The sequence below is a fragment of the Caulobacter sp. 05L422 genome (genome assembly GCF_056397765.1).
The window spans coordinates 23,055-40,146 of record NZ_JBFTOB010000020.1 but is presented as its reverse complement, the minus strand read 5'-3'; the positions used below and the strand labels follow the sequence as shown (position 1 = coordinate 40,146).

General features: G+C 68.9%; 10 protein-coding genes. 3 read left to right on the top strand and 7 right to left on the bottom strand.

Features of this window, described 5'->3' with window-relative positions:
- Window positions 1-8: 8 nt before the first annotated feature.
- On the bottom strand, window positions 9-3,620 hold the full coding sequence (locus tag AC1DMQ_RS18515) for an ABC transporter permease/M1 family aminopeptidase (protein WP_477035028.1): 3,612 nt from the start codon (window positions 3,618-3,620) through the stop codon (window positions 9-11).
- Window positions 3,621-3,630: 10 nt separating this feature from the next.
- The gene (locus AC1DMQ_RS18510) at window positions 3,631-4,509 is read right to left on the bottom strand and encodes an ABC transporter ATP-binding protein (RefSeq protein ID WP_477035027.1); all 879 of its coding nucleotides are present in this window, start codon (window positions 4,507-4,509) and stop codon (window positions 3,631-3,633) included.
- A gap of 190 nt (window positions 4,510-4,699) precedes the next feature.
- On the opposite strand from AC1DMQ_RS18510, the gene AC1DMQ_RS18505 reads away from it, so the two are divergent.
- The 3 genes from AC1DMQ_RS18505 to AC1DMQ_RS18495 are packed head-to-tail and all read left to right on the top strand — an operon-like array spanning window position 4,700 to window position 6,648.
- Window positions 4,700-5,377, top strand: coding sequence for a fumarylacetoacetate hydrolase family protein (locus AC1DMQ_RS18505; RefSeq protein WP_477035026.1), 678 nt, complete (start codon window positions 4,700-4,702; stop codon window positions 5,375-5,377).
- A 10-nt stretch (window positions 5,378-5,387) separates the two neighbouring features.
- A complete protein-coding gene (maiA, locus tag AC1DMQ_RS18500) occupies window positions 5,388-6,029 on the top strand; it encodes a maleylacetoacetate isomerase (RefSeq protein WP_477035025.1) in 642 nt (213 codons plus the stop codon).
- Window positions 6,022-6,648, top strand: coding sequence for a carbonic anhydrase (locus tag AC1DMQ_RS18495; protein ID WP_477035024.1), 627 nt, complete (start codon window positions 6,022-6,024; stop codon window positions 6,646-6,648). Before maiA ends, AC1DMQ_RS18495 begins: the two co-directional genes overlap by 8 nt.
- 172 nt (window positions 6,649-6,820) lie before the next feature.
- Here the strand turns inward: AC1DMQ_RS18495 and AC1DMQ_RS18490 are convergent, their stop codons facing one another.
- The 5 genes from AC1DMQ_RS18490 to AC1DMQ_RS18470 all read right to left on the bottom strand — a co-directional run bounded on the left by AC1DMQ_RS18490 (window position 6,821) and on the right by AC1DMQ_RS18470 (window position 17,024).
- Window positions 6,821-7,540, bottom strand: coding sequence for an RES family NAD+ phosphorylase (locus AC1DMQ_RS18490; RefSeq protein ID WP_477035023.1), 720 nt, complete (start codon window positions 7,538-7,540; stop codon window positions 6,821-6,823).
- A complete protein-coding gene (locus AC1DMQ_RS18485) occupies window positions 7,537-7,950 on the bottom strand; it encodes an antitoxin Xre/MbcA/ParS toxin-binding domain-containing protein (protein ID WP_477035022.1) in 414 nt (137 codons plus the stop codon). Before AC1DMQ_RS18485 ends, AC1DMQ_RS18490 begins: the two co-directional genes overlap by 4 nt.
- 52 nt (window positions 7,951-8,002) lie before the next feature.
- Window positions 8,003-10,051: a penicillin-binding protein 1C gene (pbpC, locus tag AC1DMQ_RS18480; RefSeq protein ID WP_477035021.1), complete on the bottom strand. Its 2,049-nt coding sequence runs from the start codon at window positions 10,049-10,051 to the stop codon at window positions 8,003-8,005.
- Between the two features lie 90 nt (window positions 10,052-10,141).
- On the bottom strand, window positions 10,142-11,500 hold the full coding sequence (locus tag AC1DMQ_RS18475; protein WP_477035020.1) for an NAD(P)-binding protein: 1,359 nt from the start codon (window positions 11,498-11,500) through the stop codon (window positions 10,142-10,144).
- Window positions 11,501-11,975: 475 nt separating this feature from the next.
- The gene (locus tag AC1DMQ_RS18470; RefSeq protein ID WP_477035019.1) at window positions 11,976-17,024 is read right to left on the bottom strand and encodes an alpha-2-macroglobulin family protein; all 5,049 of its coding nucleotides are present in this window, start codon (window positions 17,022-17,024) and stop codon (window positions 11,976-11,978) included.
- Window positions 17,025-17,092: the final 68 nt, after the last annotated feature.

The window sequence follows — 17,092 nt, the reverse complement described above, 5'->3', positions numbered from 1 at the left end:
CCGTTTCTTCAGCGCATCGTGACCTTGGTGGTGTTGTCGTCGCCATTGCGGTCGATGACGATGTTGTAGGGGTCCACGCCCGCCACCTTCGGCGCGAGCTTGGTCACGAAGGTCAGGGTCTGGGTCCCCGTGCGGATCCGCCGGCGCTCGAAGGCCAGGACCTTGTCGTCGCCGAAGCCCTTCTTGCCGGGCTCCAGGCTGAACAGGCCGACATCCATCACCTCGTCCAGCGGCGCGGCGGTCTCCTGGCCGCGGCCCTGGGCGTAGAGCTTCTTGGCCTCGATCGTCAGGACGGTCTCGAACCGCCCGTCGGGCAGCTTGCGCGTGACCGCCGTCTTGGTCTTCAGGTCGTAGAGGGTGATCTTCTCGAACAGGTCGGTGATCAGCGCCTGCTTGTCGGCCGGGACCTCGGCGCGCAGGGCGGCCAGGAAGTCCAGCGAGGTCGGATAGGGCGCACCCTTGAAGGCGTGGTCGGCGATCAGCTTGCGCAGCGCCCGGTTCACCGTCTCCTCGCCCACCTCGTGCTGCAGCCGGTACATGACCAGCGAGCCCTTGCGGTAGTGGATGTAGGGCTGGTTCTCGACCCGGGCCAGCGGCTGCTCCTCCAGCGGATCGCCGCCGCGGGCCCGCAGGTAGCTGTTCAGCTCGAACTTCAGGAACTTGCGGATCTGGGCCTCGCCGTACATCCGCTTCATGACCATCAGTGCCGAGTACTGAGCGAAGGTCTCGCTCAGCATGGTGCCGCCCTGCTGGTCGGCGCCGATCACCTGGTGGGCCCACCACTGGTGGCCGATCTCGTGGGCGCCGACATAGGTGACCATGTCGATCTTCTCGGGGTCGTCGTACTTGGCGATGAAGAACAGGTTCTCCGACCACGGAATGGTGTTGGCGAACGACTGGGCGAAGTCGGCGTAGCCGGGGAACTCTTGGAACCGCAGCTGGCGGAATTGATAGGGGCTGAAATTGGCCTGGTAGTAGTCGAGCGAGGCCTTCATCCCGGTCTTCATCCGCTCGATGTTCCACGGGTGGTGCGGGTCGTAGTAGATCGCCAGGTCAACGCCCTTGTAGCGGTCGCGGGCCACGGCGTAGCGGGCCGACTGGATCGACATGTAGGGCAGGATCGGGGCCTCGGTGACGAAGCGGGCCGCGCGCCGGCCGCCCTGCGTCTGGTCGGAGACCTTGTAGCCGGGCGCGATCGGCGTCTGATCGGCATCCGTGGTCACCGTGATGTCCGAAGCGACGAAGTCCGCGTCGTGGCGCAGGCCGTTGAACTGCAGGCTGGCCACGTCGCCCAGCTTGGCCATCCGCCGCTCGGGCGGCAGGCCGTACTTGCGGCGCTTGGCGCGGTCCTGCAGCAGGCCGTCGCGGCTCATGCCCAGCATCGGGGCGATCTCGGTGTTGTCGATGAACGTGCCGTTGTCGACCACGCGGGTGTCGTCGCCGCGGTTGCGGAAGCCGTCCTGGGCGCGATGGGTGATGAAGCTCATCATCCGCCGCTCGCCCGGCTTCATCGGCGTGTCGAACGCGAAGATCCGGTAGTTGAAGCGGTCGAAGGTCTGCTTGGAGCGGGCGCCCTCGATCGACAGGCCCTTGACCTTCAGGTCGCGGTCGAAGCGGACGTGGATCTCTTTCAGGATCTGGCCGCTGCGGTTCTCCAGGGTGTAGACGCCCTTGGTGTTGACGCCCGGATCGTGCGGATAGAGGTCGACGTCCAGCTTCATCGCCACGATCTTGGGCTGGGGCGTGGTCTCGAAGCGCAGCAGGGTCTTCTCGTAGTCGGCCTGCCACTTCTCGTTGTCGATCCGGGTCCGATAGGGATTCCAGACGTTGGTGTTCATGTAGATGAAGCCGCCGACGGCGACGAACACCACCATCGCGACCGCGAAGGTCAGGCCGGCCTTGCCCGTCAGGCGCGAGGGCAGACGCCGCAGCCGCGGCCAGAGCCGGGTCTCGGTCCCGCGACGCCAGAGGGCGTAGCCCAGCACCACCAGGCCCGTCGCGAAGGCGCCCCAGTAGACGCGGGTCCACCAGGCGCCGATCCAGAACTTGCCCAGGCGGTTGATGTCGGAGGTCGGGGTCATCAGGCCGACCAGTCCGCCGCCGCCGTAGTTGTAGAGGCGGTGCTCGAAGCCGAGGTTGGCGAACGTCTGGCCGGCCACGATGTAGAGCACCATCAGGCCCCAGCCGACGAACTTGTGCGGGCTCAGCACCTGCAGGAACACCGCCAGCACCGCCAGCAGGATCAGGTTCACCGACATCGGCGCGATGTACCAGAGCAGGTACTTGTCGAGCTCGAGATTGACGTAGCCGTGGGCCAGCTGGCTGACGATCGCGGCCAGCACGCTGACCAGCAGGGTCGAGATCAGCACCAGCGAGATCGCCGCCACCTTGGGCGCGATGAACGCCCAGTCGGCCACCGGGGTCGACTCGATGATCTCGTGGGTCTTGCGGTCGCGCTCGCGCCAGACCAGTTCGCCGGCGTAGTAGATCGAGATGATCACCGGGATCAGGGTGAACGAGCCGATCAGCGGGTTCAGCAGCACCCGGGTCAGCGGATAGATGGCCCCGCCGTAGCTGGTCTCGTCGGTCGCGAACCACAGGGCGCCGGCGGCGTTGAACAGCCCCAGGGCCAGCAGCACGAAATAGGCCGGGCTCTTGAACACCTGGCCCATGTCCAGGCGGGTGCGCGCCACCAGCTGCGCCCAGGCCCAGTTCGCGTCGAAACTGGTGCTGACGGGAGCGGCCAGGACGGTCGGCGGCGTTTCAGCCGCGGCCTCGGCCAGCGTCTGGCGGCGGCGGGCCTTCCTGGTCTTGCCCGACAGCTCGGCGGCCTGCAGGCGGAAACCGAAATGGGCCGCCACCAGGAAGGCGGCCGACAGGATCAGCACGAAGACGCGGTTGAACAACAGGACGCCGTCCACGGGCGGCACCAGGGTGTTGCGCTCGCTGACCGTCCAGTACTTGCTGATCAGGCCGTAGGCGGAACCTCCCATTGGCTCCCACTGGGCCACGGCGTGCTCGAACTCGGGCTTGTTCAGGGCGATGTTGGCCACCACCCAGATCACCAGGAAGCCGATGACCCCGACATAGGTCCACATCATCGAGCGGGTGACCGTGGCCAGGGCGAAGAACATCGCCGAGGTCAGCAGCAGAGTCGGAAGCGCGACCACGCCATAGGCGAACAGGTAGGCGTCCCAGCGGTTCGGACCCAGCAGCTCGCTGTCGACCCAGGGCATGTGCGAGCCGATCCACACCGCGGCCGGCACGACCAGGAACGAGATCGCCGCGGCCAGGAACGCGCCGACGAAGCGGCCGTAGAGATAGTCGAACTTGGTCAGGCGGGTGGTGCGCAGGATCGGGCCGAAACCGGTCTCGTCGTCGCGCACGATCACGTTCGACACGAACGCCGTGGTCACGAACATGTAGAAGAGCGAGAAGACCAGGCTGGCCTGGGCCAGGGCGTACGGGCCGTTGCGATGGTCGCTGGGGCCCAGGCCGATCGAGAAGTTGCTGACGGTCGTGATCGCGAAGGCCAGCAGCAGGAAAATCACCGTCACCACCCAGAAGACGGGCGATTTCAGCTGGTAGCGGAGTTCGAAGCCCGCGATCTTGCCAAACATCCCCGAGCCCTCAGGCCGCGCGTCGGGTGTTGGACAGGGTGGAGAAATAGACGTCCTCCAGCCCGCCCTCGACCGGCGTGAAGCCGTTGCCCGGATCCTGGTCCGCCAGGACATGGATCACGGTGCGGCCGCCCAGCAGGCGCGTGGAGATGACCTGATGCTCCTTCTTGGCCGCCTCGAGCTCGGCCTTGTCGATGACCTTGCGCCAGATCCGGCCCGAAAGCTGGCCGACCAGGTCGCGCGGCGCGCCTTCCTTGACGATGCGGCCGTCGCAGATGATCGCCATGGCCGGGCAGAGGTCCGACACGTCCTCGACGATGTGGGTCGACAGGATCACCACCACGTTCTCGCCGATCTCGGCCAGCAGGTTGAGGAAGCGGTTGCGCTCTTCGGGGTCGAGACCGGCGGTGGGCTCGTCGACGATGATCAGGCGCGGATCGCCGATCAGGGCCTGGGCGATGCCGAACCGCTGGCGCATGCCGCCCGAGAAGCCGGCGATGGCCTTCTTGCGCACGTCCCACAGATTGACCTGGTTGAGCAGGCTCTCGACGACCTCCTTGCGCTCCTTGGGCCGGGCGATCCCCTTCAGCACCGCCATGTGGTCCAGCATGTCGTAGGCCGAAACGCGCGGATAGACGCCGAAGTCCTGCGGCAGGTAGCCCAGGGTGCGCCGCAGCTGGTCGGGCGACTTCAGCACGTCGATGTCGCCGAAACGGATGTGGCCCGAGGTCGGGGCCTGCAGGGTGGCGACGGTGCGCATCAGGGTCGACTTGCCCGCGCCGTTCGGCCCCAGCAGACCGTACATGCCGCCGGGTATCGTCAGGCTGACCTCGTCGAGGGCCTTCACGCCGTTGGCGTAGACGTGAGTCAGGTTCTCGATGATCAGCATCGTCGGTCCCGGGCCCCTTCGACGTCGACATGGCGGGTTTTCGCCACAATTGCCTACCCGTCATGCCTTGTCGTCGCAGGTCGGGGCAAGTGAAAGAACGTTTAGACACGCGTCGTGGCCGGCGTGTTGCAGGATCATGTCCTCACGAAGGTGACTTTTGGCGAAGCGGGTTTGGGTCTAATCAGGCGCCATGACGCACTTCGCCTTCCCCCCGCCCGCCCAGTCCACGGTTCCGGTCGAAGGCGGCGACTCCGTCTTTCCCGTGCGCCGGATCCTCTGCGTGGGCCGCAACTACGCGGCGCACCGGCGCGAGATGGGCGCCGACGAGCGCGATCCGCCGTTCTTCTTCGCCAAGCCGGCCGACGCCGTGGTGATTGGCGACAAGGTCCCCTATCCGGTCGCCACCCACGACCTGCACCACGAGATCGAGCTGGTGATCGCCCTGAAATCGGGCGGCGCCAACATCGCCGTCGAGGAAGCGATGGGCCACGTGTTCGGCTACGCGGTCGGGGTCGACCTGACCCGCCGCGACCTGCAGGCGGCCGCCAAGACCAAGAGCCACCCCTGGGACTCGGCCAAGGGTTTCGACGCCAGCGCCCCGATCACCGCCATCGTCCCGGTCGACCGCGCCAAGCCCGACGGGGCCATCACCCTCAGCGTCAACGGCCAGCTTCGGCAGACCGGCCAGATCGCCGACATGATCTGGACGATCCCCGAGATCATCGCCGAGGCCTCCAAGCTGTGGACCCTGGCGGCCGGCGACCTGATCTTCACCGGCACACCCGAGGGCGTGGCCGCCATCGGCCGGGGCGACCGGGTCGAGGGCGTGGTCGAGGGCGTCGGCAAGCTGACCTTCACCGTCGTCTGAGGCGGGCGCCATGCAGCTCACCCTCCACAGCGCCTGGCGGTCCAGCGCGGCCTATCGGGTGCGGATCGGCCTGAACCTCAAGGGCCTGGCCTACGACACCGCGCCCGTGAACCTGGTCGCCAACCAGCAACAGGCGCCGGCCTTCGCCGCCCTGAACCCGCAACAGCTTTTACCCGCGCTTGAAGTGGGCGGCAGGACCCTGACCCAGAGCCTGGCGATCCTGGACTGGCTGGACGAGACCGTGCCCCAGCCGCCCCTGCTGCCGACCGATCCGTTCGACCGCGCCTTGGTGCGTTCGATGGCGCAGATCGTCGCCAGCGACATCCACCCGGTGAACAACCTGCGCATCCTGCGGGCCCTGACCGGCCTGGGCGTCGATGAGCCTGGCCGCGAGGCCTGGATCGCGCGCTGGATCACCGACGGCTTCGAGGCCCTGGAGGCGCTGGTCGCGAAACACGGCCGAGGCTACGCATTCGGCGACGCCCCGGGCCTGGCCGATTGCTGTCTGGTCCCGCAGGTCTATAACGCCGAGCGTTTCAAGACCGACCTGGCCCCGTTCCCGGGCATCCGCGCCGTCGCCGCGCGCTGCGCCGAACACCCGGCCTTCGTCGCCGCCCATCCCAACCAACAGCCGGACGCCATCCATGCTTGAAGACCTGAAGAGCAACAATCTGGCCTGGTCGCTGCGCAAGACCGAGGCCGACCCCCAGTTCTTCAAGCGCCTGGAGGGCCAGCAGAGCCCCGAATATCTGTGGATCGGCTGCAGCGACAGCCGGGTGCCGGCCAACGAGATCGTCGGCCTGGATCCGGGCGAGCTGTTCGTCCACCGCAACGTCGCCAACCTGGCCCCGCCGCAGGACGCCAACTACCTGTCGGTGCTGCAGTTCGCGGTCGACGTGATCAAGGTCAAGCACGTGATGGTCGTGGGCCACTACGGCTGCGGCGGCGTGGCGGCGGCCATCGACGGCAAGCGGCGCGGCCTGGTCGACCACTGGCTGCACCCGATCCGCGAGGTCCACGCCGAGCACAAGCACGAGCTGGACGCCCTGCCGAACGAGAAGGCCATGCTCAACCGCCTGTGCGAGCTGAACGTCATCCGCCAGGTGCGCAACGTAGCCTCCGACGTCTTCGTCCAGGACGCCTGGGCGCGCGGCCAGCAGCTGTCGGTGCACGGCTGGGTCTACTCGCTGGCCAACGGCCTGGTGAACGACCTGAACGTCGGGATCTCCAGCCTTGAGGACTACGAGCGGGTCGCCAGCGGGCCATGCTGATACTGCCCCTCTCCCCTTGCGGGAGAGGGTGGCCTCCGAAGGAGGTCGGGTGAGGGGTTGAAGAACAGAAACGCCGCGACAGCCTCTAGGCCGGTCGCGGCGTTTGCGTTTGAGAGACCCCTCATCCGGCGGCTGCGCCACCACCTTCTCCCACAAGGGGAGAAGGGTCCAGTCACCGGCCCTCGACCCGGAACACCCGCCCCGTCGCCGGCTCGCGGATCAGGTCCACGCGACCACCGTCCCAGTGGTAGTCCAGGTGCCGGCCTTGGACGGCGTTCGAGGCCAGGTCCGGATAGAACAACCCCACGCACTCGCCGCCTGGATGGCGCTGGCTGGGGTAAACCACGCCCTCGGAACCCGCCGCGCGCAGCTGGGCGCCCAGGGCCTGGCCGGGTCGGTAGTCGTCAGGATCCAGCGCCGGGCCCAGGGCCGGATCATCGCCGCGCAGGTCGTGCAGCGCGCCCCGGACGTCCAGCACGATCTCGCGGAACTGCGAGGTCCAGCCCGGCGTCTGGGCCGTGGCCGCCATGAACAGGGCGTGGTGGTGGATGGTCTCCGACAGCGCCACCTCAACGCGGTCGGCGACGTAGAGCACCCCGAACGCTCCGGCGCTGAACCGGCTGGGGCGATCGGGGCTGACATGGGTGAACGGCGCCATCAGGTAGCTGGCCCCGGCCCCCGCGACCCAGCGGTCCTGGGGCACGAGGTCGAGATTGCCGATGGTCTCCATCAGGCGGGGATTGGTCTTCTGCTCGGCGGCGATCAGCAGCGGCCAGTCGGCGGGGTCGGCGATGTCCTCGAACAGGTCGATCGGCGGCCAGGCGCTGCGGATGATGCGAACCGCGCCACGCCAGACGATCGGCGCGCGCGGGATCGTCGCCGGATCGATCACCAGGCCCCGCGCTCGGCGTCCAGATAGCGGCGCACCCGCATCAGGTCGGTCAGCTCGCCGCCCAACATCACGTCCAGGGCCGAGCGGCCGCCGAACGCGGCGTTGGGCGCCTTGATCCACGCGTAGCCGCGCTGGGGTTCCTGGAAGATCAGCCGCAGGGCCTTGTGGACGCCCATCAGGTTCGACAGCCGCGCCTTGCCGTCGCGATTGATCCGTCCGATCTCGCCGGCCTTCCAGCGGCGATAGCTGCGCACCGGCTGGTCCAGCAGCACGGCGGCCTCGTCGTCGGTCACGCCCCACAGCTTCAGCAAGTTGACCGCGGCGCGGAACATGGCGGCGGCTTCCGCGTCCGAAATCGGCTCGGGGGCGAAGGCCTTGGGTTCGGTGTCGACCAGGGTGACCAGGGACATGCGGAATACCTCTTTGGCCGAATATAGGATATCAGCTGCCAAATGGCAATTCTCAGCCGGTCGGCGCCTTGATCCGCACGCGGGCCGAGGCCGCCCGCCCTTCCCCGTCCACCACCTTCAACCGATAGAAGCCAGGCGCGGCCGGGCGCCAGATCACCTTGCCGCTGACCGGGTCGGCCGACAGGGGCGCGCCGGCGATGTACCAAGTCAGGTCCTCGCCGCCAGCCGCCATGACCAGGCCGCGCGAGGTGGGGCCGACACTGTCGACCTGCACCGTCGCGCCGTCGGGCGGGAAGATCAGGCGAGGGCCTTCGCTGGCCTGCTGAAGCCGCTGCAGGGCGCCGGGGGCGGCCTTGGGGGCGATCGGGCGCGGGGCGATGGCCGGGGCGTTGATCACGTCGGCCACGTCGAACAGCAGCGGCAGGGCCGCGTCGCGCCCTGTCATGCCGCCGCGCGCGCCGCCGTCGGCTCGCCCCGTCCAGACGACGATCGCGTAGCCGCCGACCACCCCCGCCGCCACCGCGTCGCGGAAGCCGTAGGAGGTGCCGGTCTTGAAGGCCATGGCCGGTCCGCCCCGGGTCAGGGCCGACGGCGCCCGACCCCGCGGAGCCGGGGCTTCGCGCAGGATGTCCAGCACCTGGGCCGCCGCCTCGGGCCGGACGATGCGGGTCCCGCCCATGCGCTCGCGTGACTTGGCCTGCGCCTCGGTGAAGGCCAGGGGCTTGGCGACGCCGCCGTCGCCCAGGGCCGCGTAGAGCACGGCCATGTCGCGGGGCGTGATCCCCGCGCCGCCCAGGGCCAGGGCCAGGCCGGACGCCTTGATCGCCGTCTTGGGCCGCACCAGCCGCACGCCGCCGCTCTCCAGCCGGGCGGCGAAGGCGTCGGGGCCGATCTTCTCCAGGGTGGCGACGGCCGGCACGTTCAGCGAATAGGCCAGGGCCTCGCGGGCCGTGACCTTGTCGTGGAACACATGGTCGAAGTTCTCGGGCTGGTAGTCGGCGAAACGGGTGGCGGCGTCGTCGATCTGGGTGTCGGGCGCCAGCGCGCCGTCATCGAAGGCGAAGGCGTAGATGAAGGGCTTCAGGGCCGAGCCCGGCGAGCGCACGGCCCGGGTCAGGTCGATCCAGCCGCCGGGCCGGTCGCGCCCCGCTGAACCGACCAGCGCCCGCACGGCGCGGTTCTTGATCTCGACCACCAGGATGGCGGCAGTGACGTCCGGTCCCTGCGCGGCGGCGACGGCGGCGGCCATCGGCTCCAGGCGGGTCTGCAGGTCGGCGTCGATCGTCGAGACCACGCTGGGCTGACTGGCGGGCGCCGCCAGGGCCAGCTCGCCGGCCGCGTGCCAGGCCAGGGTGGGGAAGGCGCCGCGCCGTGGCAGCGGCTCGGCCTCGGCTTCGGACGCGGCGGCCTCGGTCAGCACATGGGCGCGGACCATCTTGTCGAGCACGGCGCGACGGGCGGCGCGGGCCGCCTCCGGACGGCGGTCCGGACGGCGGGCCTCGGGCGACTGCGGCAGGGCGATCAGCAGGGCCTGCTCGCCGTCGGTCAGGCTGGTCGGCTCGTGGCCGAAATAGGCCAGGCTGGCGGCCCGCACCCCCTCCAGATTGCCGCCGTAGGGCGCCAGGGTCAGGTAGAGGGCCAGGATCTCGCGCTTGGTCAGCCGCGCCTCCAGCTGGGCGGCGCGGACCATCTCGATCAGCTTCGAACCCAGGTTGCGGGGCCGTGGCTCCAGCAGGCGGGCGGTCTGCATGGTCAGGGTCGAGGCGCCCGAGGTCGCCCGTCCGTGCACCGCCGCCGAACCGACCGCCCGGATCAGGGCCAGGGGATCGACGCCCAGGTGCTCGCGGAACCGCGCGTCCTCGACGGCGATCAGGCGCTTCTGAAAGGTCGGGTCGGTGCGCGCCAGGTCGGCCCGCACCCGCCAGCGGCCGTCCTCGACCGGCAAGGCCCGCAGCCACGCGCCGCGATGGTCCAGCACCACGGGCGACGAGCGCCTGGCGCGGGCCATGTCGGGCGGAAACGCGGCGCTCAGGGCGAACAGCGCGACCTGGACGGCGACAAAGGCGACGAGAAGCCGCGTCAGGCGAGCGGGCGAGATCATGACGGGTGTCGGCGACGCATGCCCCACGCTGCTTCGCGTCGGCATGACCGTCAATCCTGGCGTGACGACGCTCTCCGCGCGCCCGAAGTCTCAGTCGGTCTCGAGCATCCTCTGGACGCCCACCCGCGCCAGCTTGGCGGTCAGGGCCCCGGTCGGCAGGTAGTCGAAACGGCCCTGGCGACCCAGCGACTCCACGCCCAACGCCTTGAGCTCGGCGACCAGGCGGGCGACGGTGGCGGTCGCGCCCCGGCGATAGACCGGATAGGCGAAGCGCGTGACGTCGTGGCCCTCCAGCTTCAGGTCGCCCTGGAACAGGCCGACCGAGGCGATACTGTCGCGGAAATCAGCTTCGATCTCGTCGATCGAGACGTCGCCCGCCGGAACCTCGACGCTGAAATACTCACGTCCCTGCGCCGTTCCGTAGAAGTCGGAATGCATGGTCAGCCGCTTCCAGCGCCCGCGGTCGGCGAAGTTCTGGAGGATCTGGTCGCGGAAACCCCGCTTCCCCTCGAAGCTGAAATACAACGACACCAGGTCGACGTTCTGGAGCGGCTCGATCTCGGTCAGCGCCCCGAACAGCGGCGCGGCGTGCTGGATCGGGATCGTCGAGATGATCCGCCGGGCCTGGATCGACCTGTGGTTGGTGCGAATGTGGAACACGCCGTCGATCCGGGTGACGGATTCGATCCGTTCCCCCAGCAGCACCTGAACCCCGCGCTTTTCGAGGGCGGTCTTGACCGGCGCATAGAGCTTGTCGAAGCCCTGGGCCGGACGCACCAGCTGGACGCCGGCGGTCGGCGCGACGATCTTGAGGTTCTTGGCGCGCTGGCGGATCGAGCCCGCGCGGGCGATCCAGGTCATCCGGCGCTTGGCGAACTCGATCTCGATCTCGCCCGCCTTGCTGCCCAGCAGGCGCTCGATATAGAGCTCCAGGCCGCTGTCCTTGAAGATGCGCTCGCCCATGTAATATTTCGCGTAGTCGGCGGCGTTGCTCTTCTTCTGGTACTTGATCTTCGAGATCAGGACGGACGCCAGGCTGCCGATCCCGGACACGTACCCATCGCGGAACAGTTCGGTCCGCGGCGAGTAGGGATACTTCTCGACATGGCCGCCCGGAGCGATGCGCTGCACGTTGACCGGCGTCGGCACGCACAGCTTTTCCAGTTCGGGGAACGTCTTGAACAGCTCGTCCGAGCCCTTGAAGACGAAGGATCCGATGTCGAACGTATAGGGCCCGATGGTGCGGGACTTATGATTGCCGCCCATGCCGGCGTACTCGTCGATCATCACCACCGAACTGACGTCCGAGAGCGTGTTGGCGGCGGACATGCCGCTGACGCCGGCCCCAAGGATCGCGAAATCGAAGCACACGGCGGGAACCTTCTGCGGCGAGGCGCGCCGAACGGGGGTCACTTCAGCGGCGCGGGAAAGGTCTTGGGCTTTGAGCATGTGGCTTTTCATAAGAGTTCGAGACTCCGTCGCACGCTGAGTCGACGGCGCCGAACGATGCTCACCGCATCGCCACACCATTGACCACCAAGCCTTTGCAGGCCGCCTTTTGACAGTTAGTCCCCCGACTTTGTCCCGATGTGGGCCGGAGGTTCCCGGCAATCTCGCTAAGAGCAAAATACGGACCAAGCTTCACCACACCGTAAACGTCAGTCCTCCGCCTCATCAGTAATATAGTCAAGCTCAGGAAAAGTTCGGAAAAGCGCCCGCGAAAAATCGAATAAGTCACAGATTATAGGGCTGAAATTCGCCGAGCAGCAGCGCTTGGCGTCACCATTAACTATGCGAGTATTTATTCCGGGCGTTCGATAAAACAACCTCAAGGGGTCGAGCGCGACGCCCAACCCCCACCTAAAGGTGTGTCCAGTTTCGCGGCAGGCCCAGCCTCGTCGCTAGGCGCCGTGGCGCCGAGGGTCTAGCCCCCCGGCGCCACGGTGATCCGCCCGGCGTCCGACCGCGCGTTCAGGCTGGGCCGGTACATGTCCTTGGCGATCGCGCCGGGCAGGAAGAACTCGCCCGGCGTCACCGCCCGCGCCACGTAGGCCATGGCGAACGGCTTCTCTCCCCCCAGGTCCAGGGCGGCGATGTAGCGGTCGTCGCGGCTTTCCTGGACGTCGGGATTGGTCAGCTCGCCCAGGAACTTGAACGGCCCGTTCTGGGCGTCGTCGGCGCCCAGGGTGGTTTCGATCTCGAAGCCGGCCGGCAGCGCGTCGTCGACCACCAGGGCGGTCGAGCGAGCCTGCATCGAGCGGCCCGACACCAGCACGATCACGCGGTCGCCCTGTCGGATCTGCATCGGATCGATCGACCCGCCGTTCATCGAGAACAGCCGCTTGGACACCGAGATGCCGTTGGCCTCGGCCCCCGGCGCGGCGACCGGCGTGCCGCGCACGCTGACCGTGCGCCACAGGGCGCCCTTGCCCTTGTTGACGAAACGGGCGTCGGACAGCCTGCCGACAGCCCAGCGCGGCGCTCCGCCGGCCGGCGGCAGGGCGGTCACGCCCTGGGCGTCGATGGTGATCGGACCGGCCGCCTTGAGCAACTGCGAGGCCGCGAACAGCACCGCCGCCTGCTCCTGGGTGTTCAGGGCGTCGGGATCCTTGACCACGTTCTCGAGGCGTCCCTGCAGCTGGCGGGCGATGTCGCCCTGGCCGGCCTGGACCGCCAGGGCGGTGATCGTGGCCACGTCGCGCAGCGGGCTCTGGTACCAGTCGCTGTCGTCGCGCCAGCCCAGTGAGCGGACCGCCTGGCGCATGGCCGAGCGGGCCCGCGCCTGATCGCCCATCAGGGCGAGGCCCGTCGCCACCTGGGCCTTGGCCAGGGGCTGGTCCTCGTCCTTCATCTGCACGTCGTGCCACCAGCGCAGCCGCGCCAGGTCGCCGCGTCCGGCCTTGGCCATTACGTAGAGGGCGTAGGCCGAGGCCCGTCGGCGCATGCGCTCGGTGGCCTTCTTGGAGTCGTCGGGCGAGCGGCCCCACCACTCCGGATACTCCAGCCGGTAGGACACCGAGCTCCAGCCGTCGGGACGGCTGATCTGGCGCATGGCGTTCAGCGCCTTGTTCATCGCCTCGTCCGGCACGGCCACGCCCTGGGCCTTGGCTTCCACGAGGAAGTCGGTGGCGTAGGCGCCCAGCCAGGCGTCAGCCTCGCCGTCGCCCACCCGCCAGAGGCCGAAGGCTCCGTCGAGCGTCTGGCGGTCCAGCAGCTTGCCCACCGCCCCGGCCAGGATGGCCGGATTGCGCTGGAGCTTGGGATCGTTGGAGACGCTCTGGGCGTAGAGCAGCGGATAGGCGGTCGAGACCAGCTGCTCGGTGCAGCCGTAGGGGTAGCGTTGCAAGGCCACGGCGATCGCCGAGGGGTCGAAGCCCTTGAACGGCGAGTAGCTGACCTGCAGCGTGACGTCGCCGGCCGCCAGGCCCGACATCAGCTCGGCGTTGGGCGTGTAGGTCGCGCCTGGCTGTTGCAGCTCCGTCGTCGTGCGCACCACGTCGCCCCAGCCCAGGCGGGTCTGGATCGGATAGTCCTTGGTGGTCTGGAAGCCCGGCCCAGCCACCTTGAAGCCGACCTTGCCGATCCCCGTGACGGTGGGGGCCAGGAACGGGATCTTCTCGGCGATGCGCTGGCCCAGCACCAGGGTGATGACCTTCTTGAAAGCCACGGCGATGCCGTTGGTGGCGTTGGCCTCGACCGTGTAGGCCCCGGCCTTGCCCTCGACATTGTGCAGCTCCAGCGTGGCCATCGGCTTGTCGCCGGGAGCCAGGAAGCGCGGCAGGTTGAGGTCGGCCACCACCGGCTGACGCACGGTCATGGCCTTGGAGCCCGAGCCCACGGCGGTGTCGGTCCAGGCCACGGCCATGATCCGCAGTTCGCCGTTGAAGTCGGCGGCCGGCAGCTTGACCACCGCCTTGCCGTCCATCCCCGTCTCGACGATGCCGGACCACAGGGCCACGGTCTTGATCGGCGTCACCGTCAGCCCTTCGCCGCCCAGCTCGTCGGCGCCGAAATTGACGTTGGCCGGCGCGCCCATGTTCGGGTCGAGCAGGCGGCCGTAGTCGTCGCGGTAGTTCAGGGTCAGGGCCCGCTTGCCGAAGTACCACTTCACCGGATCGGGGCTGTCCTGGCGGGTCAGGCGCAGGATGCCTTCGTCGACGGCGGCGATGGTGACCTTGGCCTTCTGGCCGAGGCCCAGGCCCTGCACCTTGATCGGCACCTCGACCGGCGCCTTGGAGTCCAGTTTCAGCGGCGTTCCGATGTCGACGGTCAGCTTGCGGCCCTTGGGCTCCAGCGGGACGTAGATCAGGCCCAGGGCGCGCTTGGGCTTGGGCGAGCTGACCGGGTCGCGCGGCTGGATCACCGTGACCATCACATAGGCCCCGCCGCCCCAGGCGGCCGAGGTCTTCAGGCGCACGGTCGTGCCGTTCTCGCCGACGCTCAGGGTCTTGAAGTCGATCAGCCGGTCGGTGGCGACGGCCACCTGGGCCTGGCCGGCATAGGGCGACTTCAGGGTGATCTCCACCGTGTCGCCTTGCGCATAGGCCTTGGTTCCGGCGCTGACCCGCACGAAGTCGGGCGCCTCGCCTTCCTTGGCGGGTGAACCCCAGCCCGACGAGAACTTGGTCACGGTCTTGGACCCGTCGGGCCCCTCGACCACCAGGCGGTAATCACCCCAGCCCAGGCGGCGGTTGAAGCGCGCGGGCGCGCCCGCGCCGATGTTGACGCTGGCCCTGGCCACCACCGCGTCGCGGCTGGTGCGCCGCCACTGCCAGCGGCCGTCCTGCTGGAACCAGTCATAGTTCCAGTTCTCGCTGATCAGGGTGTAGGTCGCCGTCGAGGCGATCCGGGTCCCGGCGGCGTTGACCGCGATCATCTCCAGGCTGACCGGCGGGTCGCCGCGCCCGGCGTCGCCCTGCTCGACCTTGACGCCGTAGTACACCGGCTTGCCGCGCACCTTCAGTTCCATGCCCTCGCGGACCGGACGGCCGCCGGGTTCGAACACCGAGGCGGTCACCGCCGCCACCAGCGGCTGGGCGGTGTCGCCGGCCTCGGTGGTGGCCAGGTTCAGCATGGCGTGGCCGTCGCCGTCGGTGACGGTGGTGCCCAGCTCGATGAACTTCTCGTCGAAGGGCGTCAGGTCGTCGCCCCACTCGTAGCCCTTGAACTGCGGGAAGGGGTCGTTGTCGAGCCGCAGCCGCGCCTCGCCTTGCGTCTGCAGGCCCGCGCCCGGCGCGCCGTAGAGGAAGCGGGCCGAAACGTCGATCTTGCGCTCCTGGCCGGCCGCGACCGGGACGGACTCCTGGCCCGTGGCGGTGACCGCGAGGCGTTGCGGGGCGAAGTCCTCGACGCTGAAGCTGAACGAACCGGAATCGGCCTCGACCCCCTCCATCTTCAGCACCGCCGTCCAGCGGCCGCGCGGGGCGCTGCGCGGCAGGGCGATGTCGGCCAGCACGGCGCCGGCGTCGGCGCGGCTGAAGTTGTAGCGCTTGAACTCCACGCCCGAGGGCCGCTTGACCAGGATGTAGCCCTTGCGGTCGTTGACCGCCTTGGCCAACCGGTCGCGGACCATGGCCGTCAGGTGCACGGTCTCGCCCGGCCGATAGATGCCGCGGTCGGCGTAGAGATAGCCGTCGATATCGGTGGAAAGCGCCCTGCCGCCGTCGGACTCGGTGCGGCCGCCGACGCCCTGCTTGGACAGGTCGACCGGCGAGCGGTCCAGATCCAGCACCGCCAGGTCGCCCTGGTCGCCATAGGCCATGACCATCTTGGCCCGCGAGGCGCCCTCGCCTTCCAGCAGGGTATGGGCGAAGCGCGCTCGGCCGTCGGCGTCGGTCTTGGCCACGGCCAGGTCCTCGCCGTCCTTGGCCACCAGGGCCACGCGCACGCCCGCCACGGTCTTGGCGCTCTTCAGCGAGCGGACCACCACGTCCAGGGATTCGGCGCCGTCGTAGCCGATCAGGGCCATGTCGGTGAACATGATCCAGCGGCGGGCCTGGGCGGGAGTGGGCTCGCCTTCGCCGTCCGGATCTCGGCCGCCCGAGGCGTCGCGCGCCTTGATCACATAGCCGCCGGGCTTCATTTCCTTGAGCACCGCGCCCAGCGGGAAGACGGTCGTGGCCTTCTGGCCGGCCGCGCCCTCGACGTTGATCACGCCCTTCCAGACCTGGCGGCCCTCGTCGTCGGGGCTGTCGTCGCCATAGTCGCTGGAATAGTCGCCCTCGCCGGTCGGGTCGGGCGCGCTGATCGACTTGCGCACCAGATTGCGGTCCGACACACGCCAGACCTCGATGGCCAGCTTGGAGACGTTCATGGTCTCCAGGGCCACGCCGTCGGATTCCTCGCGCGGCAGGATCACGCCGTCGCCGGCGAAGCCGACATAGGGCGGCTTCTCGCCGAACGTGAAGTCGACGTCGGCGTTGGCCGCGAGCGTCTCGCCGTTCTTGCCCGGCAGGCCCTTGAGCAGGGTGACGCGGTGATCGGTGAAGCCGACACCGCCGACGCACAGCTCGTCGTTCCTGACCCGCACGGCCGGCTGGCGGCCCAGGTCCGGCGAGATCAGCACGAAGTCGGCATAGGCCTTGGACGGGTCGAGCGGCTTGCTCATCCGGACGCAGGCCATCGGCTCGGCGCCGGAGCTGTCGATGCGGCTTTGCCAGACGGCGAAGCCCTCGGGCTTGGGGATGCCGCGACGGGGAGCATTGGCCGAGCGGGGCTTGCCGAACAGCGACCAGGCCTGGCCCTTGGGCGCCTCGGCGGTGGCGGCCGATTTGCCGCCGAACCAGCCGAGGTCCGCGACCTTGCCCACGGCGAAACCGCCGCCGAAGCCCACGACCAGGGCGGCGGCGGCCACCGCCACCAGCGGGGACTTCAGTTGCGGCAGGATCTTGCTCTTGAAGTCGTCCCAACGGGTCGACCAGGAAGCGCCGGAATGTTCGCGTCCGCCTTCCGGCGGCGTCTCGTCCGTCGACATCCGGGGTCTCCCAACTTTAGCGTGTCGGGGCGACTTGAACCTAAGCCGGGCAACGGGTCAACGGCTCC

Bases quoted from the DNA above. Each gene is read 5' to 3' on its own strand.
- AC1DMQ_RS18515 (WP_477035028.1), bottom strand. From the start codon at position 3,620: ATGTTTGGCAAGATCGCGGGCTTCGAACTCCGCTACCAGCTGAAATCG.
- AC1DMQ_RS18495 (WP_477035024.1), top strand. From the start codon at position 6,022: ATGCTTGAAGACCTGAAGAGCAACAATCTGGCCTGGTCGCTGCGCAAG.
- AC1DMQ_RS18505 (WP_477035026.1), top strand. From the start codon at position 4,700: ATGACGCACTTCGCCTTCCCCCCGCCCGCCCAGTCCACGGTTCCGGTC.
- maiA (WP_477035025.1), top strand. From the start codon at position 5,388: ATGCAGCTCACCCTCCACAGCGCCTGGCGGTCCAGCGCGGCCTATCGG.
- AC1DMQ_RS18475 (WP_477035020.1), bottom strand. From the start codon at position 11,500: ATGCTCAAAGCCCAAGACCTTTCCCGCGCCGCTGAAGTGACCCCCGTT.
- AC1DMQ_RS18510 (WP_477035027.1), bottom strand. From the start codon at position 4,509: ATGCTGATCATCGAGAACCTGACTCACGTCTACGCCAACGGCGTGAAG.
- pbpC (WP_477035021.1), bottom strand. From the start codon at position 10,051: ATGATCTCGCCCGCTCGCCTGACGCGGCTTCTCGTCGCCTTTGTCGCC.
- AC1DMQ_RS18470 (WP_477035019.1), bottom strand. From the start codon at position 17,024: ATGTCGACGGACGAGACGCCGCCGGAAGGCGGACGCGAACATTCCGGC.
- AC1DMQ_RS18485 (WP_477035022.1), bottom strand. From the start codon at position 7,950: ATGTCCCTGGTCACCCTGGTCGACACCGAACCCAAGGCCTTCGCCCCC.